The following is a 16,881-nucleotide window of genomic DNA, read 5'->3' on the forward strand; positions in this document are numbered from 1 at the left end:
TCGACGACAGTCCCGCAGCGGCGCCGGGCGGACTACCTTGTCCTGCATGGCGGACCTGGACGAGCGGCAGGCAGCACAGGCGGAGACCGACGAGCAGGTACGGGTCAACTGGCCCGTCTTCGGCACGGCGGCGGTCGTGACGCTCGCCGTGACCGTCTGGTGCGTCGCGGCGCCCGACCACGCGTACGGCGTGCTCGAGCAGGTGGTCGGCTGGGTCTCGACCTGGTTCGGCTGGTACTACATCGCCCTGGCGACCTCGGTGCTCGGCTTCGTGACCTACCTCGGCCTCTCGCGCTACGGCCACGTGCGGCTGGGCCCGGAGCACTCGCGGCCGGAGTTCGGCACCGGCGCCTGGGCCGCGATGCTCTTCGCCGCGGGCATTGGCACCGACCTGATGTTCTACTCCGTCTACGAGCCGGTCACGCAGTACCTCACGCCGCCCTCGGGTGAGGGCGAGACCGTCGAGGCGGCCCGCGAGGGCACCGTCTGGACGCTCTTCCACTACGGCATCTCCGGCTGGGGCATGTACTGCCTGATGGGCATGGCGCTGGCCTACTTCTCCTACCGCGCCGGCCTGCCGCTGGCGGTCCGCTCGGCGCTCTCCCCGATCCTCGGCAAGCGGGTCGAGGGGGCGGCGGGCCACGCGGTCGACGTCGCCGCCGTGCTCGGCACCATCTTCGGCGTCGCGACCAGCCTCGGCATCGGGGTCGTCAGCCTCAACGTCGGCCTCGACCTCGTCTTCGGCGTGCCCCAGGGGCTGGCGGCGCAGTCGGCGCTGATCATCGTCGCCGTGGCGATCGCCACCGTCTCGGCGGTCAGCGGCGTCGACAAGGGCATCAAGGTGATCTCGCAGGTCAACGTGCTGCTCGCCATCGGTCTGGCGCTCTTCGTGCTCGTCACCGGCCGGACGTCGTACCTGCTCAACGCGCTGGTGCTCAACGTCGGCGACTACGCGCGGCTCTTCCCCGACATGACGATGCAGACCTTCCCCTTCGAGGACGTCGGCGACTGGATGAGTCTCTGGACGCTCTTCTTCTGGGCCTGGTGGGTCGCCTGGGCGGCCTTCGTCGGGCTCTTCCTGGCCCGGATCTCGCGGGGCCGCACGATCCGTCAGTTCGTCGCCGGCACGCTGATCATCCCCTTCTGCTACATCGTGATGTGGATCGCGATCTTCGGCAACGCCGCCCTCGACGAGGTGCGCTCGGGCAACCAGGACTTCCTCGAGGTCGTCTCCTCGGCCACCGGTCCCGACCAGGGCCTGTGGGCGCTGCTGCAGGCCTATCCCGGCTTCACCTTCGTCGCCGGCCTGGCGATCGTGGTCGGCCTGCTCTTCTACGTGACCTCGGCCGACTCCGGCGCGCTGGTGATGGCCAACCTCTCCTCCCGGCTGCCCACCCCGCTGCACGACGGCAAGCCGTGGCTGCGCATCTTCTGGGCGACGGCCACCGGCGCGCTGACGCTGGCCATCCTCGGCGCCGGCAACATCTTCGCGCTGCAGTACGCCACCGTCATCGTCGGCCTGCCCTTCGCCTTCGTGCTCGTCGGCGTCATGTGGGGGCTGCTGCGGGCGCTGCGGGTCGAGACCTGGCGCGCCGACGCGCTGCGGCACGACGTCGCGGCGCACCGCGCACGCCCCTGGCGGCAGCGGCTCTCCCACGCCCTGGACTTCCCCACGCCGCAGCAGGCGGAGGCCTACCTCACGGACGTGGCGCTGCCGGCGCTGCAGGAGGTCGCGGTCGAGCTCGAGCGGCGCGGCGTCACCGCCGAGGCCAGGCGCCTGGAGGAGGGGTGCGTGGACCTGCTCGCGGACCCCGAGGCCGAGCACCCCTTCCGCTACCAGATGTGGCCGGCGACGGCGCCCGTGCCGGCGTACGGCGGTCGCGTGCCCAGCGGGCAGGACCGCTACGGCCGGGTCGAGGTACACCTCGCGCAGGGCGGGCTCGGCTACGACGTGATGGGCTACGTGCCGGGCCAGCTCATCGACGACGTGCTCGACCAGTACGAGCGGCACCTGGAGTTCCTGCGGCTGCAGGGCGCAGGTCCGACCAGGCAGTAGCCGAGGACGGCGCACCCCTGCCACTATCCGGAGTGGGAACGGGGATGGTGGCGCCATGTCGAACACTGCGGTCTTCGGCCTCTCGGTGCTCGTCTACGCAGGGCTGCCCCTGGTCTTCGTGGCCTGGCGGACCCCCTTCCGCTTCGTGCTGCTCTACGCCCACCTCGCGGCGCTGCTGGTCTTCGCCGGTCTGCTGAGCGGCGTCTACCAGCTCGAGCTCGCCGGCCTGACGATCCCGGCCGGCCAGGTGGCCTACGCCGGCCTCATGTTCACCGCGATCGTGACCCTGATCGCGGGACGCGACCTGCAGGTGCTGCGCAACGTGGTGGCGGTGACGATCGCGGTCGACGTGCTGGTGCTGGCCTCCTTCGCGCTCACCGGGTACGCCGTCGACGCACCCAACATCAACGACCCCTTCGGGGTGCCGGAGGCGACCTTCGCCACGGTGCTGCGCCCCGTCGTCACCGGCGGGGTGCTCACGGTGGTGCTGATCGTGCTGCTCACCTCGCTGCTCGAGCGGGCCAAGGCACGGCGCTCGGGTCGCAGCATGACGATGGTCTACGTGCTCGCCTTCGTCGGCGTCCTGACCATCGACGGGCTGCTCTTCCCGGTGGTGGCGCAGGCACCGACGCCCGGCCTGGGCGCGGCGGTGGTCGAGGGGGTGCTCGGCAAGCTGCTGCTCGCGGGCGTGTACGCCGTCCCGCTGCTCGGCTTCGTGGTCTTCCACCGGGGCCTGGTCGAGCGCTTCGAGGCCACGCCGATCCCCGTGCGGCAGCTGGCGGCGCTCTCGCGCGACCCGCTCCTGGACCGCCTCGACGCCACCGAGCGGCTCGCCGGCCGGGCCCAGGCGACGGTGCAGCGCATCCTCGACGCCGCGACCGGCACCGCCCTGGTCACGCTCGACCCCGACTTCCGGATCACCCGCTTCAACCGCGGCGCCGAGCTGCTCTTCGGCTACACCGAGGCCGAGGTGCTGGGCCGGACGCCCGAGATCCTGCGGCACGCCGACGGGGTGACGCCCGACGGCCACGTGCGCGGCGTCCCCCGCGACGAGACCACGTCGACGTGGCGGGGCCTCTCCGACGGGGTCCACCGCGACGCGCACTACCGCGACAAGTCGGGCGCGGAGGTGGTGCTCTCGCTGAGCGTCAACGAGATCCGCAGCGACGGTGTGCTGATCGGCTACCTGGCCACCGGTGAGGACGTCACCGAGCGGGCGCGGGCCGAGCAGGTGCAGGCCGAGGCGCTGCGCCGCGAGCAGGAGTCCGTACGCCGCCTCGAGGAGGCCGACGCAGTCAAGGACGAGCTGGTCTCCACGATCAGCCACGAGCTGCGGACCCCCATCACCAGCATCCAGGGCTACACCGAGCTGATCGTCGACGGCGCCTACGGCCCGGTCGACCCCCGGCAGTCGGAGGCGCTGGAGAAGGTCGACCGCAACGTCACCCGGCTCCGTGCGCTGGTCGACGACCTGCTCTACGTCGCGCGCGGGCCCGACGCCGGGCCGAGCGGACGGGCGACGCCGCTCGACCTGCGCGAGGTCGTCACCGACGCGTGGAGCACCGTGGAGCAGCTCGCCGCCGACCGGCGGCTCGACCTCCGCCTCGACCTCCCCCGCGAGCCGGTGGTGGTCACCGGTGACCCGCTCGTGCTCGAGCGGCTGGTGCTCAACCTCGCGGGCAACGCCGTGAAGTTCACCCCCGACGGGGGCCGCGTGACCTGCTCGGCGAGGACCGCGGCCACCGAGGCCGTGCTGGCCGTCTCCGACACGGGCATGGGGATCCCGACCGAGGACCTGGGCCGGGTCTTCGAGCGCTTCTGGCGCGCACCCCAGGCCCACGACGAGCAGATCGCCGGGTCCGGGCTCGGGCTGCCGGTGGCGCAGCGCATCGTGGCCGAGCACCAGGGCAGCATCGAGGTCGAGTCGGCGCTGGGCGAGGGGACGACCGTGACGGTGCGGCTGCCGTCGGCGACACTGCCGGCGTGAGACGCAGGTGGCTGCTGGCCGGAGTGGTGCTCGTGGTCGCGCTCAGCGGCCTGGGCGTCGGCGTCGCCTGGCGTGACGGCGAGCGAGCGTGCGGCGCGACCGTCACGTCGTACGCCGCGGGCGACTCGCCCTCCCCCCTCGACGGCAGCGCTCCCCGGCCGCTCCTCGACGCCCTGGGGCGCGACGCCGAGGTGCTCGGCTCGCGCGGCTACGACTACGAGCAGGAGGTGCAGCTCTCGGCGTACGACGCGGGGCTGGGGGTCCGGCTGCGCGACAGCAACCGCTTCACCCTGCTCGGCCTCGACGGCGCCGGCGACCTCGTCCCGCGCTGGAGCGTCGCGGTGGGCACCGCCGCCTCGGCCTTCGACGCCGACGAGGAGACCTACCTGGTGGTGACGCTGCCCGAGGACGACGCCCCCGAGCTGGTGGCCCTCGACCTCGCCGACGGCGAGCGGCGGTGGTGCCGGTCGCTGGAGACGGACCCCGCGACCGAGGTGGCCACCCTGCTGCTCGACGACGGGTCGGTGGTGGCGCTGCTCGACGGCACCCGCCTGCTCCGCGCCGACGCCTCCGGCCGGGAGTCGGAGCAGCAGGTCGCCGCCGGTCGCGGCGACCACCTCGGTCTCCTCGACGACGACCGCGTGCTGGTGGGGGGCAGCCCGCTGCCCGACCTGCTCGACCCGGCGGCCCTGGAGGGCCTCGCGGGCGGCGTGCGGCTGCAGGCGCGCGGGCTCGACGGCCGCCCCGCCTGGTCGCTCGAGGAGCCCGCGGGCACCGACGTGCACGTGGTGGGCACGACGGGCTCCCGGGTGCTGCTCACGCGCGCCTCGGCCGACGACGCCCAGCCCACGCTCGTCGCGCTGGACCACGAGGGTCGCGAGGTGTGGGCGACCACCCCCGCGGCGGGCACGGCCTTCGACGCCACGGTGCGGGGCGACCGCGTCGTGGTGCGCGCCGGCAGCACGTGGACGGCGTACGACGCGGCGGACGGCGCGCGGCTGTGGCGCTTCGCGGTGCCGGGCGAGCGCCAGCTGCTCCCGTACGGCGCGGTGCTCGACGCGATGCCCTCGCTCGACGCCGACACGCTGCTGGTGCCCGCCACCGACGCGCTGCTCCGTCTCGACCTGCGCACCGGACGCCGTCGCGCGACGCCGCTGCCCACCGACGGCGTCGCGACGACGTACTGGCCCTACCGAGCGGTCGCGCCGCCCGGGCTGCTGGCCGTGGCGACCAACACGGGGGCGGTCGTCGTACGACGCTGACCGCGCGCCTGTGGACTGCCGCGGCGGCTGTCGGCCCCCCGTGGTGGGGTTGACCCATGAGCACCCGTGAGCAGGCCGAGAGCCACCTCCGCGCCCTGGTCGGCTCGGAGGAGGCCCGGCTCCACGACGACCAGTGGGCCGCCATCGAGGCGCTGGTCGTCAGGCAGGCGCGCTCGCTCGTCGTGCAGCGCACCGGGTGGGGCAAGTCGGCGGTCTACTTCGTGGCCACCGCGCTGCTGCGCGGCATGGGGGCGGGGCCGACGGTCATCGTGAGCCCGCTGCTGGCGCTGATGCGCAACCAGATCGAGGCCGCCGAGCGCGCCGGCATCCACGCCGCCACCATCAACTCCACCAACATCGAGGCCTGGCAGCAGATCCAGGACCAGGTGGCCGCGGGCGAGGTCGACGTGCTGCTGGTGAGCCCCGAGCGGCTCAACAACCCCACCTTCCGCGACCAGGTGCTCCCCAGCCTCACCGAGACCGCCGGCCTGCTCGTCATCGACGAGGCCCACTGCATCTCCGACTGGGGCCACGACTTCCGCCCCGACTACCGCCGCATCCGGCAGGTGCTCACCACGCTGCCCCCCGGCATCCCCGTGCTCGCGACCACCGCGACCGCCAACGAGCGGGTGACCACCGACGTCGCCGAGCAGCTCGGCGACGACGTCCTGGTCCTGCGCGGCTCCCTCGACCGCGAGTCGCTCCACCTGGGCGTCGTGCAGCTCGAGCGTCCCGAGGAGCGGATCGCGTGGCTGGCCGAGCACCTCGACGAGCTGCCGGGCACCGGGATCGTCTACACCCTCACGGTCGCGGCCACCCAGGAGATCGCCGACGTCCTGCGGGCCCGCGGCCACGCCGTGGCGGCGTACTCCGGGCAGACGGAGGCGGGCGAGCGGCAGGCGCTCGAGCAGGACCTGCTGGCCGGGCGGCTCAAGGCGCTGGTCGCCACCAGCGCGCTCGGCATGGGCTTCGACGCGCGGCTGGGCTTCGTGGTCAACGTCGGCGCCCCGGCCTCGCCGGTCGCCTACTACCAGCAGGTGGGCCGCGCCGGGCGCGGCACCGACGACGCGACCGTCGTCCTGCTGCCGGCGTGGGAGGACCGCGAGATCTGGCGCTACTTCGCCTCGCTGGCCTTCCCACCCGAGGACAAGGTGCGCGCCACCCTCGCCGCGCTCGACCCCGAGGAGCCGCGGGGCACGCCCGCGCTCGAGACGCAGGTCGAGCTCTCCCGCAACCGGCTCGAGACGATGCTCAAGGTGCTCGACGTCGACGGCGCCGTGCGCCGGGTGCAGCGCGGCTGGGTGAGCACCGGCCGGCCCTGGCACTACGACGCCGAGCGCTACGAGCGAGTGCGCGCCGCCCGGCAGACCGAGCAGGACGCGGTGCTGGCCTACGTCGCCACCGACGGCTGCCGGATGCGCTTCCTGCGCGAGCAGCTCGACGACCCCGGTGCGGCCGACTGCGGCCGCTGCGACAACTGCGGGGGGCTCACCCTCCCGGGCGGCGTCTCCGACGACGCCCTCGCCGCGGCCTCGCAGCGGCTGCAGCGACCGGGCGTGGGCCTCGCGCCGCGCAAGATGTGGCCCACTGCGCTCGCCGGCATGGGCATCGACCTCACCGGCAAGATCAGGACCCCCTCGCAGGAGGGCCGCGCGGTCGCCCGGCTCACCGACCTCGGCTACGGCCAGCAGCTGCGTCGACTGCTCGCCCCCGACGCCGCCGACGGCGGCGTCCCCCCCGAGCTCGTCGAGGCCCTGATGGCGGTGATGAAGGACTGGTCGGCCACCTGGGAGCAGCGCCCGACCGGCGTGGTGCGGGTTGCCTCCGCACGGCGTCCCCAGCTCGTCGCCGACCTCGCCGACGGCCTGGCCCGCACCATGCGGCTGCCCGTCGTGGCCACCTGGGCGCTCGCCGACCCCTCGGTGCCGCCCGACGCCGGCGCCGCCAACTCCGCGCAGCGCGTGGCCGCCGTACGTCGCCGCTTCGCCCTGGAGGAGCACCAGCCGCTCGACGGCGGTCCGGTCCTGCTCGTCGACGACGTCGTCGTCACGGGCTGGTGCCTCACGCTGGCCGCCCAGGCCCTCGTCGCCGCCGGCGCCGGCCCGGTCCTCCCGGTCACCCTCGCCACCCAGACCTGACCCGCCGGAGCTCGTCCTCGAGCAGCATCACCTTGACGATCCCCGCGAGGTTGAGGCCCTCGGCGAGCAGGTCGCGGACCCGGGCGAGGCGCTCGAGGTCGGCCTCGCTGTAGAGCCGGGTGCCACCCGCCGTGCGTGCTGGCGAGACCAGTCCGTGGCGCTCGTAGACGCGCAGGTTCTGCACCTGCATCGAGAGGCGGTCGGCGGCCACCGAGATGGCGTAGACGCCGACGTGGCGCTCGGACACGGGACCTCCTGCGGACCGGGAACAAGGGCTTGCACCGTGCTGTTCGCTGGAGTATAAGAAACCTGTATCCGCTGATACAGGGTCAACTCGTGAGGAGGACATCATGCTGCTGCGCACCACCGACCCGTTCCGCGACTTCGACCGTCTCACCCAGCACCTGCTGGGCACCTCCACCCGGCCCGTGGCGATGCCGATGGACGCCTGGCGCGAGGGCGACCAGCTCGTGCTCGAGCTCGACCTGCCCGGCGTGAGCGTCGAGAGCATCGACATCCAGGTCGAGCGCAACGTGCTCTCGGTCGCCGCGGAGCGACTGCCCCGCAACGGCGACTGGGAGCTGCTGGCCGGCGAGCGCCCACGGGGCCGCTTCAGCCGTCAGCTCGTGCTCGGCGACAACCTCGACCTCGAGCGGCTCGAGGCGTCCTACGACGCGGGCGTGCTCCGGCTGGCCATCCCCGTGGCCGAGAAGGCCAAGCCGCGCAAGATCGCCATCAGCACCACCGGTGGCGACGACCGCACCGCGATCGAGGCCTGACCGGGCCGAGGGGCCCTGCCACCACCGGCGGCAGGGTCCCTCACCCGCGCCAAGCACGCGTCCGTGACCCGCGGGGGCGGCCGCCCCCGAGCGGTGCCGAGCGGCGTCGGCCGGGATTGAGTTCGTAGTGTTCTCGGGTGACCGGGGTCACGGACTCGCCGGTAACCGGGCCGATGGCGGAGGATGCGGGCCATGAGTGAGCAGCCGCAGCGCAAGCGCCGGATGGCGACCAGTGGGTCCTACTCGATCACGGTGCGGCTGCACACCGACGTCCGACCACAGCTGATCGGGCACGTGGCGTCGTGCATCGCCGACGAGGGCGGCATCGTCACCGCGCTCGACGTGACCGAGTCGCGTCACGACCGCCTGGTGGTCGACGTCACCTGCTCGGCCACCGACTCCGACCACGCGGAGGAGATCGTCGAGCAGATCCGCGGGCTCGAGGGCATCACGGTGCACAAGGTCTCCGACCGCACCTTCCTGCTGCACATCGGCGGCAAGATCGAGGTCAGCTCCAAGGTCCCGCTGCGCACCCGCGACGACCTCTCGATGGCGTACACGCCGGGCGTCGGGCGCGTCAGCAAGGCGCTCGCCGACAAGCCCGAGGACGTCCCGCGGCTGACGGTCAAGGGCAACAGCGTCGCCGTGGTGACCGACGGCTCCGCGGTCCTCGGCCTGGGCAACATCGGCCCCGGAGCGGCGCTCCCGGTGATGGAGGGCAAGGCCGCCCTCTTCAAGCGCTTCGCCGACATCGACGCCTGGCCGATCTGCCTCGACACCCAGGACACCGACCGCATCGTCGACGTCGTCGAGGCCATCGCCCCGGGCTTCGGCGGCATCAACCTCGAGGACATCGCCGCGCCTCGCTGCTTCGAGATCGAGCGCCGCCTGCGCGAGCGCCTCGACATCCCCGTCTTCCACGACGACCAGCACGGCACCGCGATCGTGGTGCTCGCCGCGCTCACCAACGCCCTGCGATGCGTCGACAAGAAGCTCGCCCACACCCGCATCGTCGTCGCGGGCGCCGGTGCGGCCGGCACCGCGATCGTCACGCTGCTGCTGGCGGCGGGCGCGACCGACGTCGTGGTGTGGGACCGGGAGGGCTGCCTTTCCGGCGACGACGAGTCGCTGCCCGAGGCCAAGCTCGAGCTGGCGCGGCGCACCAACCCCCGCAAGGTCACCGGCGACCTGCGCGACGGCCTGCAGGGCGCCGACGTCTTCATCGGCGTCAGCGCCCCCAACGTGCTGCACGCCGAGTGGATCACCGAGATGGCCGACCAGCCGATCGTCTTCGCGCTGGCCAACCCCGACCCCGAGATCGACCCCGCCGAGGCGATCCCGTACGCCGCCGTGGTCGCCAGCGGTCGCAGCGACTACCCCAACCAGATCAACAACGTGCTCGCCTTCCCGGGCGTCTTCCGCGGGCTGCTCGACGCACGCGCGTCCGACGTCACGACCGAGATGCTGATCCGCGCGGCCGACGCGATCGCGCACGTCGTGACCGACGAGGAGCTCAACGCGAGCTTCATCATGCCCAGCGTCTTCGACGCCCAGGTGCCCAAGGCGGTGGCGCGGGCGATCCGCGGCACCGACGCCTGAGGCGTCGCCCGCGGGAGTCAGCGGCAGAAGCCGTGCACCGCGACGACCTCGCGCGAGCCCTCGCCGAAGAGCTCCTCGAGGGCCTCGCCCACGAGCCGGGAGCCGGCGTAGGACGTGCGCACCCCGCCGCCGACCCGGTGGCTGACCACGGTGTGGCCCGGCAGCACGCCCCGCATGTCGGGGGGCGCCTCGCCCGACCAGCAGACGTGCCGCTCGAGCAGCGCCGTCGCCCGCTGCTGGCGCCGCTGCTCGGAGGTGACGGGGGCCAGCGTGCCGCCCTGCTCGGCCCCGTCGAGCCGCAGGTCGCCGGCGCCCGAGCCCGTCCACGCGAGGCCGCCGACCACGACCACGCCCGCGCCGAGCGCGACGGCGAGCGGCCGCACCAGCGCACGGGTCATCGCGGTGCGGAACCGTACCGAGGAGGTCACGTGAGTCACCATCGACGTCTCGAGTCCGACATCCAGGCGTTTCCCCCTCTTGTTCACATGCCGGGACCCGAGCCTGGGGCACCGCCCTGTCGGTCGGGGCGGCTAGGTTCGCCCGGGTGAGCTTCGTCCCGCTGTCCGGCCCGGCCGTCTGGGTGCCGCGCCAGCCGCCGCGGGAGAGCGAGGTCGAGTTCAGCGGCCGCGGCCGCCAGGTGCGGCTGCGGGTCGCGAGCGCCATCCCGGTGCTGACGCGGGCCGTGCGGGCCGACGACGCGCACCCCTCGGTGGGACTGCTCGGGGGCGCGACGCTGCTGGCGATGCAGCTGGTGGCGCGCGGCTCGGTGCGGCTCGACGACGACGCCGAGGCGTGGCGCGCCGGCCCGCTCAGCAGCGACGACGACGCCCGGGTGCGCGCGCTGGCCGTGGCCCGCGCCCACGAGGAGGTCCCGCCCGAGGAGGCGGAGGACCTGGTGCGCGAGCTGCTCGACGCCGTGGCCGACAGCATGCTCCGCTCACCGGGCGCGGTGGCCCAGCCGCGGCGCCAGGTCGTGCGGCACCGGCCGCCCGCCGAGGTCGCCCCCGAGCACGCCGACCTCCCCGAGCAGGTGCGTCTCGTGGTGCGCGTCGAGGCCCCCGAGGAGGTGCTCGTCGGGGGCGGGGTCGCGGTGGCGCTGCAGGCGCACGCCCTCGACGACGAGACCCACTTCGTCGACGTCGAGCGGCTCTGGGTCGATCCACCCGACGTGCACCGCTTCCACCCGCGCGCCCGGGTCGCGGCCGGCGTGGCGCTGCGCGAGGCGGCCACCGCCTGGACGCCCCTCGACCGGCTGCAGCGGCAGCAGGTGCCCGACCGGATGGTGCTCGACGCCGACGAGCTCGCCGACCTGCTCGAGCACGGCGTGGAGGCCCTCGACGCCGTGGGCGTCGACGTGCTGTGGCCGCGCTCGCTGCGCGCCGAGCTGGTGCCGCAGGGGCGCGTCGAGGTGCGCCAGGGCACGCGCGAGACGCCGCTGCAGGACAGTCTGCTCGCCCCCGACGCGCTCTTCGGCTTCGACTGGCGGCTCGCCCTGCGCGACGCGTCGGGCGACCTGCCGCTGACCGACGAGGAGATGCACGCGCTCGCCGCGGCGACCACCCCGGTGGTGCGGCTGCGCGACCACTGGTGGGTCGTCGACCCCGCCGTCGCCCGGCGCGCCCGCAAGCGGGTGCGCGCGGGCCTCGACCAGCCCGAGCGCGAGGTGGGGGCCGGGACCGCGCTGCAGGCCGCGCTCACGGGCTCCCTCGAGGTCGACGGCGCCACGGTCGAGGTGCACCCCGGCGCCACCCTCGAGCGGGTCCGCGAGCGCATCGTCGACGCCGCGCAGGTGGCGCCGCTGGCCGACCCCCCGGGGCTGCGGGCGACGCTGCGCGACTACCAGCGCCGGGGCCTGACCTGGTTGGCCGAGCTCACCGGCGTCGGAGTGGGCGCCTGCCTGGCCGACGACATGGGCCTGGGCAAGACGGTCACGCTCATCGCGCTGCACCTGCACCGTCGCAGCCGCGGCCTCCTCGGCGGGCCGACGCTCGTGGTCTGCCCGGCGAGCCTGCTCGGCACCTGGGAGGGCGAGCTGCGTCGCTTCGCGCCCGACGTCGCCGTACGCCGCTTCCACGGCTCCTCGCGCTCGCTGGCCGACCTCGACGACGGCTTCGTGCTCACCACCTACGGCACGATGCGCAGCGACGCCGCCGGTGCGGCCGCCCTGGCCGGGGTCACGTGGGACCTGGTGGTCGCCGACGAGGCCCAGCACGTGAAGAACCCCCGCTCCGCCACCGCGCGCCACCTGCGGGCGCTGCGCTCCCGCTGCCGGGTCGCTCTCACCGGCACGCCCGTGGAGAACAACCTGGTCGACCTGTGGGCCATCCTCGACTGGGCCACCCCCGGCCTGCTCGGCTCGCGCGCCGCCTTCCGCAAGGCGTGGGCCGCCCCCATCGAGGCCGGGGTCGACCCGGCGGTGGCCCGGCGCTTCGCCCAGCTCGTGGGGCCCTTCCTGCTGCGTCGGCGCAAGTCCGACCCCGGCATCGCCCCCGAGCTGCCCGCGAAGACCGAGACCGACCACGTCGTGGGCCTGACCCAGGAGCAGGTGGTGCTCTACGAGACGCTGGTGCGCGAGTCGATGCGGCGCATCCGCGAGGCCGACGAGGAGACCCGCCGCGGCCTGGTGCTGGCGCTGCTCACCGGCCTGAAGCAGATCTGCAACCACCCCGCCCACTACCTGCGCCAGCCGAGCGGGCGGCTCCGCGGCCGCTCGGGCAAGCTCGAGCTCTTCGACGAGCTGCTCGCCACGGTGCTGGCCGACGACGGTCCCGACGGCAGCGCCATGCTCGTCTTCACCCAGTACGTCGAGATGGCGCGCCTGCTGGAGCGCCACCTCGCCGCGGCCGGCGTGCCCACGATGCTGCTGCACGGCGGCACGCCCGTGCGCGAGCGCGAGCGCATGGTGCGCGACTTCCAGGCGGGCACGGTGCCCGTCTTCCTGCTCTCGCTGAAGGCCGGCGGCACCGGGCTCACGCTGACCCGGGCCGACCACGTCGTCCACCTCGACCGCTGGTGGAACCCCGCGGTGGAGGACCAGGCCACCGACCGCGCCCACCGGATCGGGCAGACGCGCGCGGTGCAGGTGCACCGACTCATGACCGAGGGCACCATCGAGGAGCGCATCGGGCGGCTGCTGGAGCGCAAGCGGTCGGTCGCCGCGGCGGTGCTCGGCGGCTCCGAGGTGGCGCTGACCGAGCTGAGCGACGACGAGCTCGACGACCTGGTGCACCTGCGCCGCACCGGGGACCTCCCGGATGCCTGACCCGATGGTGCTGACCCGGGTGGCCCGGCGCCGGGGGGCCGCGGCGCGCAGCGACACGTGGTGGGGGCGAGCGCTGGTGCGCTCCGCCGAGGAGACCGCCGTCGACGCCGGCGACCTCGTCGCGGCGCGGGCGCTCGCGCGCTCCGGACGCCTGGGCGCCGTCGTGGTGCTCGAGGCGATGGCCTCGGTGGTGGTCGACCCGGGCAGCGAGCTCCCGCTGATGGCCCAGCTCAAGGTCGAGCGGCTCGACGACGACGGCTGGCGCACCCTCGCCCGGGAGGCCGCGCGCGAGGCCGGCTTCACCGCGGCGCTCGAGAGCGGCCAGCTCCCCGTCGACCTGGTCGAGCACGCCGACGAGGCCGGCGCCGAGCTGCTGCCGGGCCCGGCCGAGCTCGAGACGGCGTGCGAGTGCGACGCCTGGGCGCAGCCGTGCGTGCACGCCCTCGGGCTGCTGTACCAGCTCGCCTGGCACGTCGACCGCGACCCCTACGTGCTGCTGCTCCTGCGGGGCCGCACCCGCGAGGCCCTGCTCGACGAGATCGGCGCGCTGGCCGCCGGACTGCCGACCCCCGGCGCGGAGGAGCGCGAGGAGGCACGCGGCCGGGCCGCGCAGGTGCTGGCCCTCGCCGAGGACGCCCCGCGCGGGCACGGACTGGCCGACCCGGCCGTGGCGGCGTACGACGAGGCGGTGGCCCGGCTCGTCCCCGCCCCCGGGTGATGGCTAGCCTTCTCCGACGTGAGTGAGCCCGCGAGCGAGCGTCCCCAGGACCGCAAGGCGCAGATCCTGGCGGTCGCGGCCGACCTCTTCGCCCAGCGCGGCTTCCACGGCGTCTCGATCGCCGAGCTCGGCGCGGCCTGCGGCTTCTCCGGTCCGGCGATCTACCGCCACTTCCGCTCCAAGGACGCCGTGCTCGCCGCCATGCTCGTCGGCATCAGCGAGGAGCTGCTGACCGTCGGCCGCGAGCGCGTCGCCGCCGCCGGGTCGCCCGCGGACGCCCTCGAGGCGCTGATCGGCTGGCACACCGACTTCGCGCTCGACCACCCCGCCCTGATCGTGGTGCAGGACCGCGACTGGTCGGCGCTCTCGCACGAAGCACGGGAGCGGGTGCGCCGCACCCAGCGCGCCTACGTCGAGGTCTGGGTCGAGCAGCTGCGCGCCCACCTGCCCGAGAGCACCCCCGAGGGCGCCCGGGCGGCCGTGCACGCGACCTTCGGGCTGCTCAACTCCACGCCCCACAGCACCTTCCTCGACCGTGACGCCATGCGGGCGCTGCTGACCGAGATGGCGGGCCGCGCCCTGGTCGGCCAGGCGGCCGCGCTGCCCCGCGCCTGACCCTCAGCGCGCGAGCGCCGCGGCCACGAGGTCGTGGTAGCCGGGCGGGGTGAGCAGGAAGGAGTCGTGGCCGTACGGCGAGGCCAGCTCGGTGTGCTCGCTCGGCACGCCGGCCGCCCGCAGGTGCTCGTGGATGCGTCGTGAGTGCGGGGTCCCGAAGCGCCGGTCGGAGTCGAAGCTGACCAGGGTGACCTCGGTGCCGGCGCCGCGCAACCGGGCGAGGCGGTCGGGCACCGCGAAGGGGTCGAAGTAGTCCATGACGCGGGTCAGGTAGAGGTAGCTGAGCGCGTCGAACCGCTCGAGGAAGATCTGGGCCTGGTGGTCGAGGTAGGACTCGACCTGGAAGTGCGTGCCGAGGCGCGGCGGTCCGTCGTCGACCTGCTCGCGCCCGAACTTCTGCTCCAGCAGCTCCTCGCTGACGTAGGTGATGTGCGCCATCCGGCGCGCGACCGACAGCCCGTGATCCGGACGGCGGCCGTGCGCGGCGTACTGGCCCCCGCAGAAGTCGGGGTCCGCCATGATCGCGTGCCGCGCGACCGCCGAGAGCGCGATGCTGTCGGCCGTGAGCCGCGACGACGCCGCCACCAGCACGGCACGCTCCACCTCGCCGGGGTGCGCGAGGGCCCACTCCAGTGCCTGCATGCCGCCCAGCGAGCCGCCGACGACCGCGTGCACCCGCTCGACGCCGAGGTGGGCGAGCACGGCGCGGTGCCCCGTCACCAGGTCGCCCATGGTGAGCAGCGGGAAGTCCAGCCCGTACGCCGCCCCCGTGGCGGGATCGGTCGACGACGGCCCCGTCGTGCCCCGGCAGCCGCCGAGGAGGTTGGCGCACACGACGTGGAAGCGGTCGGTGTCGAGCGCGCGGCCGGGCCCGATGAGGTTGTCCCACCAGCCGCGGCGAGCGGGGTCGCCGTGGTGGCCGGCCGCGTGCGCGTCGCCGGTGAGGGCGTGGCAGACGACCACGACGTTGTCGCGCGCCGCGCTCAGCGCGCCGTACGTCTCGTAGGCGATCTCGACCGGCGCCAGCGCCGCGCCGCGCTCGAGCACCAGCGGGTCGGCGTCGGTCGCGACCCCGACCCGCTGGGTGGCGACGAGGCCGACCCCCACTACTTCGCCGCGGCGAGCGCCTGGTCGAGGTCGGCGATCAGGTCCTCGACGTTCTCGATCCCGACCGAGAGCCGCACCAGGTCCTCCGGCACGCCGGCGGCCTCGAGCTCCTCGGGCGTGAGCTGGCTGTGGGTGGTGGTGGCGTTGTGGATGGCCAAGGACTTGGCATCGCCGATGTTGGCCAGGTGGCTGAAGAGCTCGAGCGCCTCGACGAAGCGCCTGCCGCCGTCGCGGCCGGACCGCAGGCCGAAGCTGACCAGACCGCCGTAGCCGCGGCCGGTGAAGACCCGGTCGGCGACCTCCTTGGAGGGGTCGCCCGGGAGTCCGGGGTAGCTCACCCAGGAGACCGCCTCGTGGGCCTGGAGGTGCTCCGCGACCCGCAGGGCGTTGCTGCTGTGGCGCTCCAGCCGCAGGTGCAGGGTCTCCAGGCCCTGGAGGAAGAGCCAGGAGTTCAGCGGGGTGATCGCGGCGCCGGTGTTGCGCAGCAGCACCGTCCGCGCGCGGACGATGTAGGCCAGCTCGGCCACCGCCTCGGTCCACACCACGCCGTGGTACGCCGCGTCGGGCTGCGTGAGCCCCGGGAAGCGCTCGGGGTGCTCGGCCCACGCGAAGTTGCCGGAGTCGACGATGACGCCGCCGATGGAGGTGCCGTGGCCCCCGATGTACTTCGTCGCCGAGTGCACCACGACGTCGACCCCGTGCTCGAAGGGCCGCGAGAGGTAGGGCGTCGGCGTGGTGTTGTCGACGATGAAGGGGAGGCCGTGGGCGTGCGCCGCGTCCGACCAGGCCTGCAGGTCGACGACGTTGAGCCGCGGGTTGCCGATGGTCTCGCCGAAGACCAGCTTGGTCCTCTCGTCCACGGCGGCGGCCAGCTCCTCGGGCTTGGCGGGGTCGACGAAGCGCACCTCGATGCCGAACTGCGGGAGCGTGTGGGCGAAGAGCGCGTAGGTGCCGCCGTACAGCGTCGAGAGCGCGACGATGTTGTCGCCGGCGTAGGTCAGGTTGAGCACCGCGTAGGTCGTCGCGCTCGAGCCCGAGGCCACGGCGAGCGCGCCGACGCCGCCCTCGAGCCGGGTGATGCGCTCCTCGAAGACCGACTGGGTCGGGTTCATGATGCGCGTGTAGATGTTGCCGGGCTCGGCGAGCGCGAAGAGGTTGGCCGCGTGCTCGGTGTCGTCGAAGACGTAGGAGGTCGTCTGGTAGATCGGCACGGCCCGGGCGTTGGTCGCCGGGTCGGCCTCCTCCTGACCGGCGTGGACGGCGAGGGTCTCGGGGCGGTAGGTCATGGCGGTCGCTCTCGACGGTGGGGGACGGACCCTTCAGACACTAAAGTCACTCGCCCTACTTATGTTTGCGGT

The 16,881-nt window shown here is 74.1% G+C and carries 13 protein-coding genes; 9 read left to right on the top strand and 4 right to left on the bottom strand.

The window, feature by feature from the left end; all coding sequences use genetic code 11:
- Nucleotides 1-46 precede the first annotated feature (46 nt).
- The 4 genes from betT to IG63_RS0105870 are packed head-to-tail and all read left to right on the top strand — an operon-like array spanning nucleotide 47 to nucleotide 7,443.
- Nucleotides 47-2,056: a choline BCCT transporter BetT gene (gene betT / locus IG63_RS0105850; RefSeq protein WP_051706185.1), complete on the top strand. Its 2,010-nt coding sequence runs from the start codon at nucleotides 47-49 to the stop codon at nucleotides 2,054-2,056.
- A 55-nt stretch (nucleotides 2,057-2,111) separates the two neighbouring features.
- Nucleotides 2,112-4,043, top strand: coding sequence for a sensor histidine kinase (locus IG63_RS21350; protein ID WP_051706186.1), 1,932 nt, complete (start codon nucleotides 2,112-2,114; stop codon nucleotides 4,041-4,043).
- Complete coding sequence (locus IG63_RS0105865; RefSeq protein ID WP_084596691.1) at nucleotides 4,040-5,305, top strand: outer membrane protein assembly factor BamB family protein; 1,266 nt, start codon at nucleotides 4,040-4,042, stop codon at nucleotides 5,303-5,305. Before IG63_RS21350 ends, IG63_RS0105865 begins: the two co-directional genes overlap by 4 nt.
- Nucleotides 5,306-5,361: 56 nt before the next feature.
- A complete protein-coding gene (locus tag IG63_RS0105870) occupies nucleotides 5,362-7,443 on the top strand; it encodes a RecQ family ATP-dependent DNA helicase (RefSeq protein ID WP_030483448.1) in 2,082 nt (693 codons plus the stop codon).
- On the opposite strand, the gene IG63_RS0105875 is transcribed toward IG63_RS0105870, so the two are convergent.
- Entirely contained in the window at nucleotides 7,421-7,690 is a 270-nt protein-coding gene (locus tag IG63_RS0105875) for a MerR family transcriptional regulator (protein WP_030483449.1), read from the bottom strand. The genes IG63_RS0105870 and IG63_RS0105875 overlap by 23 nt on opposite strands.
- 103 nt (nucleotides 7,691-7,793) lie before the next feature.
- Here IG63_RS0105875 and IG63_RS0105880 point away from each other — a divergent pair, with 103 nt between their 5' ends.
- Together IG63_RS0105880 and IG63_RS0105885 are read left to right on the top strand one after the other, a co-directional pair.
- On the top strand, nucleotides 7,794-8,222 hold the full coding sequence (locus IG63_RS0105880) for an Hsp20/alpha crystallin family protein (protein WP_030483450.1): 429 nt from the start codon (nucleotides 7,794-7,796) through the stop codon (nucleotides 8,220-8,222).
- Between the two features lie 192 nt (nucleotides 8,223-8,414).
- Nucleotides 8,415-9,821 carry an NAD-dependent malic enzyme gene (locus IG63_RS0105885; protein ID WP_030483451.1) on the top strand — a complete coding sequence of 469 codons (1,407 nt, stop codon included), beginning with the start codon at nucleotides 8,415-8,417 and terminating at the stop codon, nucleotides 9,819-9,821.
- A gap of 17 nt (nucleotides 9,822-9,838) precedes the next feature.
- Here IG63_RS0105885 and IG63_RS0105890 read toward each other — a convergent pair whose 3' ends face one another.
- On the bottom strand, nucleotides 9,839-10,249 hold the full coding sequence (locus tag IG63_RS0105890) for a hypothetical protein (RefSeq protein ID WP_169741761.1): 411 nt from the start codon (nucleotides 10,247-10,249) through the stop codon (nucleotides 9,839-9,841).
- Between the two features lie 116 nt (nucleotides 10,250-10,365).
- Between IG63_RS0105890 and IG63_RS0105895 the strand changes: the two genes are divergently transcribed.
- From IG63_RS0105895 to IG63_RS0105905, 3 genes are read left to right on the top strand one after another with little or no spacing between them, the layout of a single operon-like run.
- The gene (locus IG63_RS0105895) at nucleotides 10,366-13,083 is read left to right on the top strand and encodes a DEAD/DEAH box helicase (RefSeq protein ID WP_030483453.1); all 2,718 of its coding nucleotides are present in this window, start codon (nucleotides 10,366-10,368) and stop codon (nucleotides 13,081-13,083) included.
- Nucleotides 13,076-13,801, top strand: a complete 726-nt coding sequence (locus IG63_RS0105900) for an SWIM zinc finger family protein (protein ID WP_051706188.1) — start codon at nucleotides 13,076-13,078, stop codon at nucleotides 13,799-13,801. Before IG63_RS0105895 ends, IG63_RS0105900 begins: the two co-directional genes overlap by 8 nt.
- 18 nt (nucleotides 13,802-13,819) lie before the next feature.
- A complete protein-coding gene (locus tag IG63_RS0105905; RefSeq protein WP_030483455.1) occupies nucleotides 13,820-14,416 on the top strand; it encodes an SACE_7040 family transcriptional regulator in 597 nt (198 codons plus the stop codon).
- A 3-nt stretch (nucleotides 14,417-14,419) separates the two neighbouring features.
- Here the strand turns inward: IG63_RS0105905 and metX are convergent, their stop codons facing one another.
- A complete protein-coding gene (gene metX, locus IG63_RS0105910; protein WP_030483456.1) occupies nucleotides 14,420-15,523 on the bottom strand; it encodes a homoserine O-acetyltransferase MetX in 1,104 nt (367 codons plus the stop codon).
- Nucleotides 15,523-16,809 (bottom strand): O-acetylhomoserine aminocarboxypropyltransferase/cysteine synthase family protein, encoded by a 1,287-nt coding sequence (locus IG63_RS0105915; protein ID WP_030483457.1) that lies wholly within the window; start codon nucleotides 16,807-16,809, stop codon nucleotides 15,523-15,525. The genes metX and IG63_RS0105915 overlap by 1 nt, the downstream gene beginning before the upstream one ends.
- Between the last annotated feature and the right edge of the window lie 72 nt (nucleotides 16,810-16,881).

This window comes from Nocardioides aequoreus, from assembly GCF_000720335.1.
Taxonomy (GTDB): domain Bacteria; phylum Actinomycetota; class Actinomycetes; order Propionibacteriales; family Nocardioidaceae; genus Marmoricola; species Marmoricola aequoreus.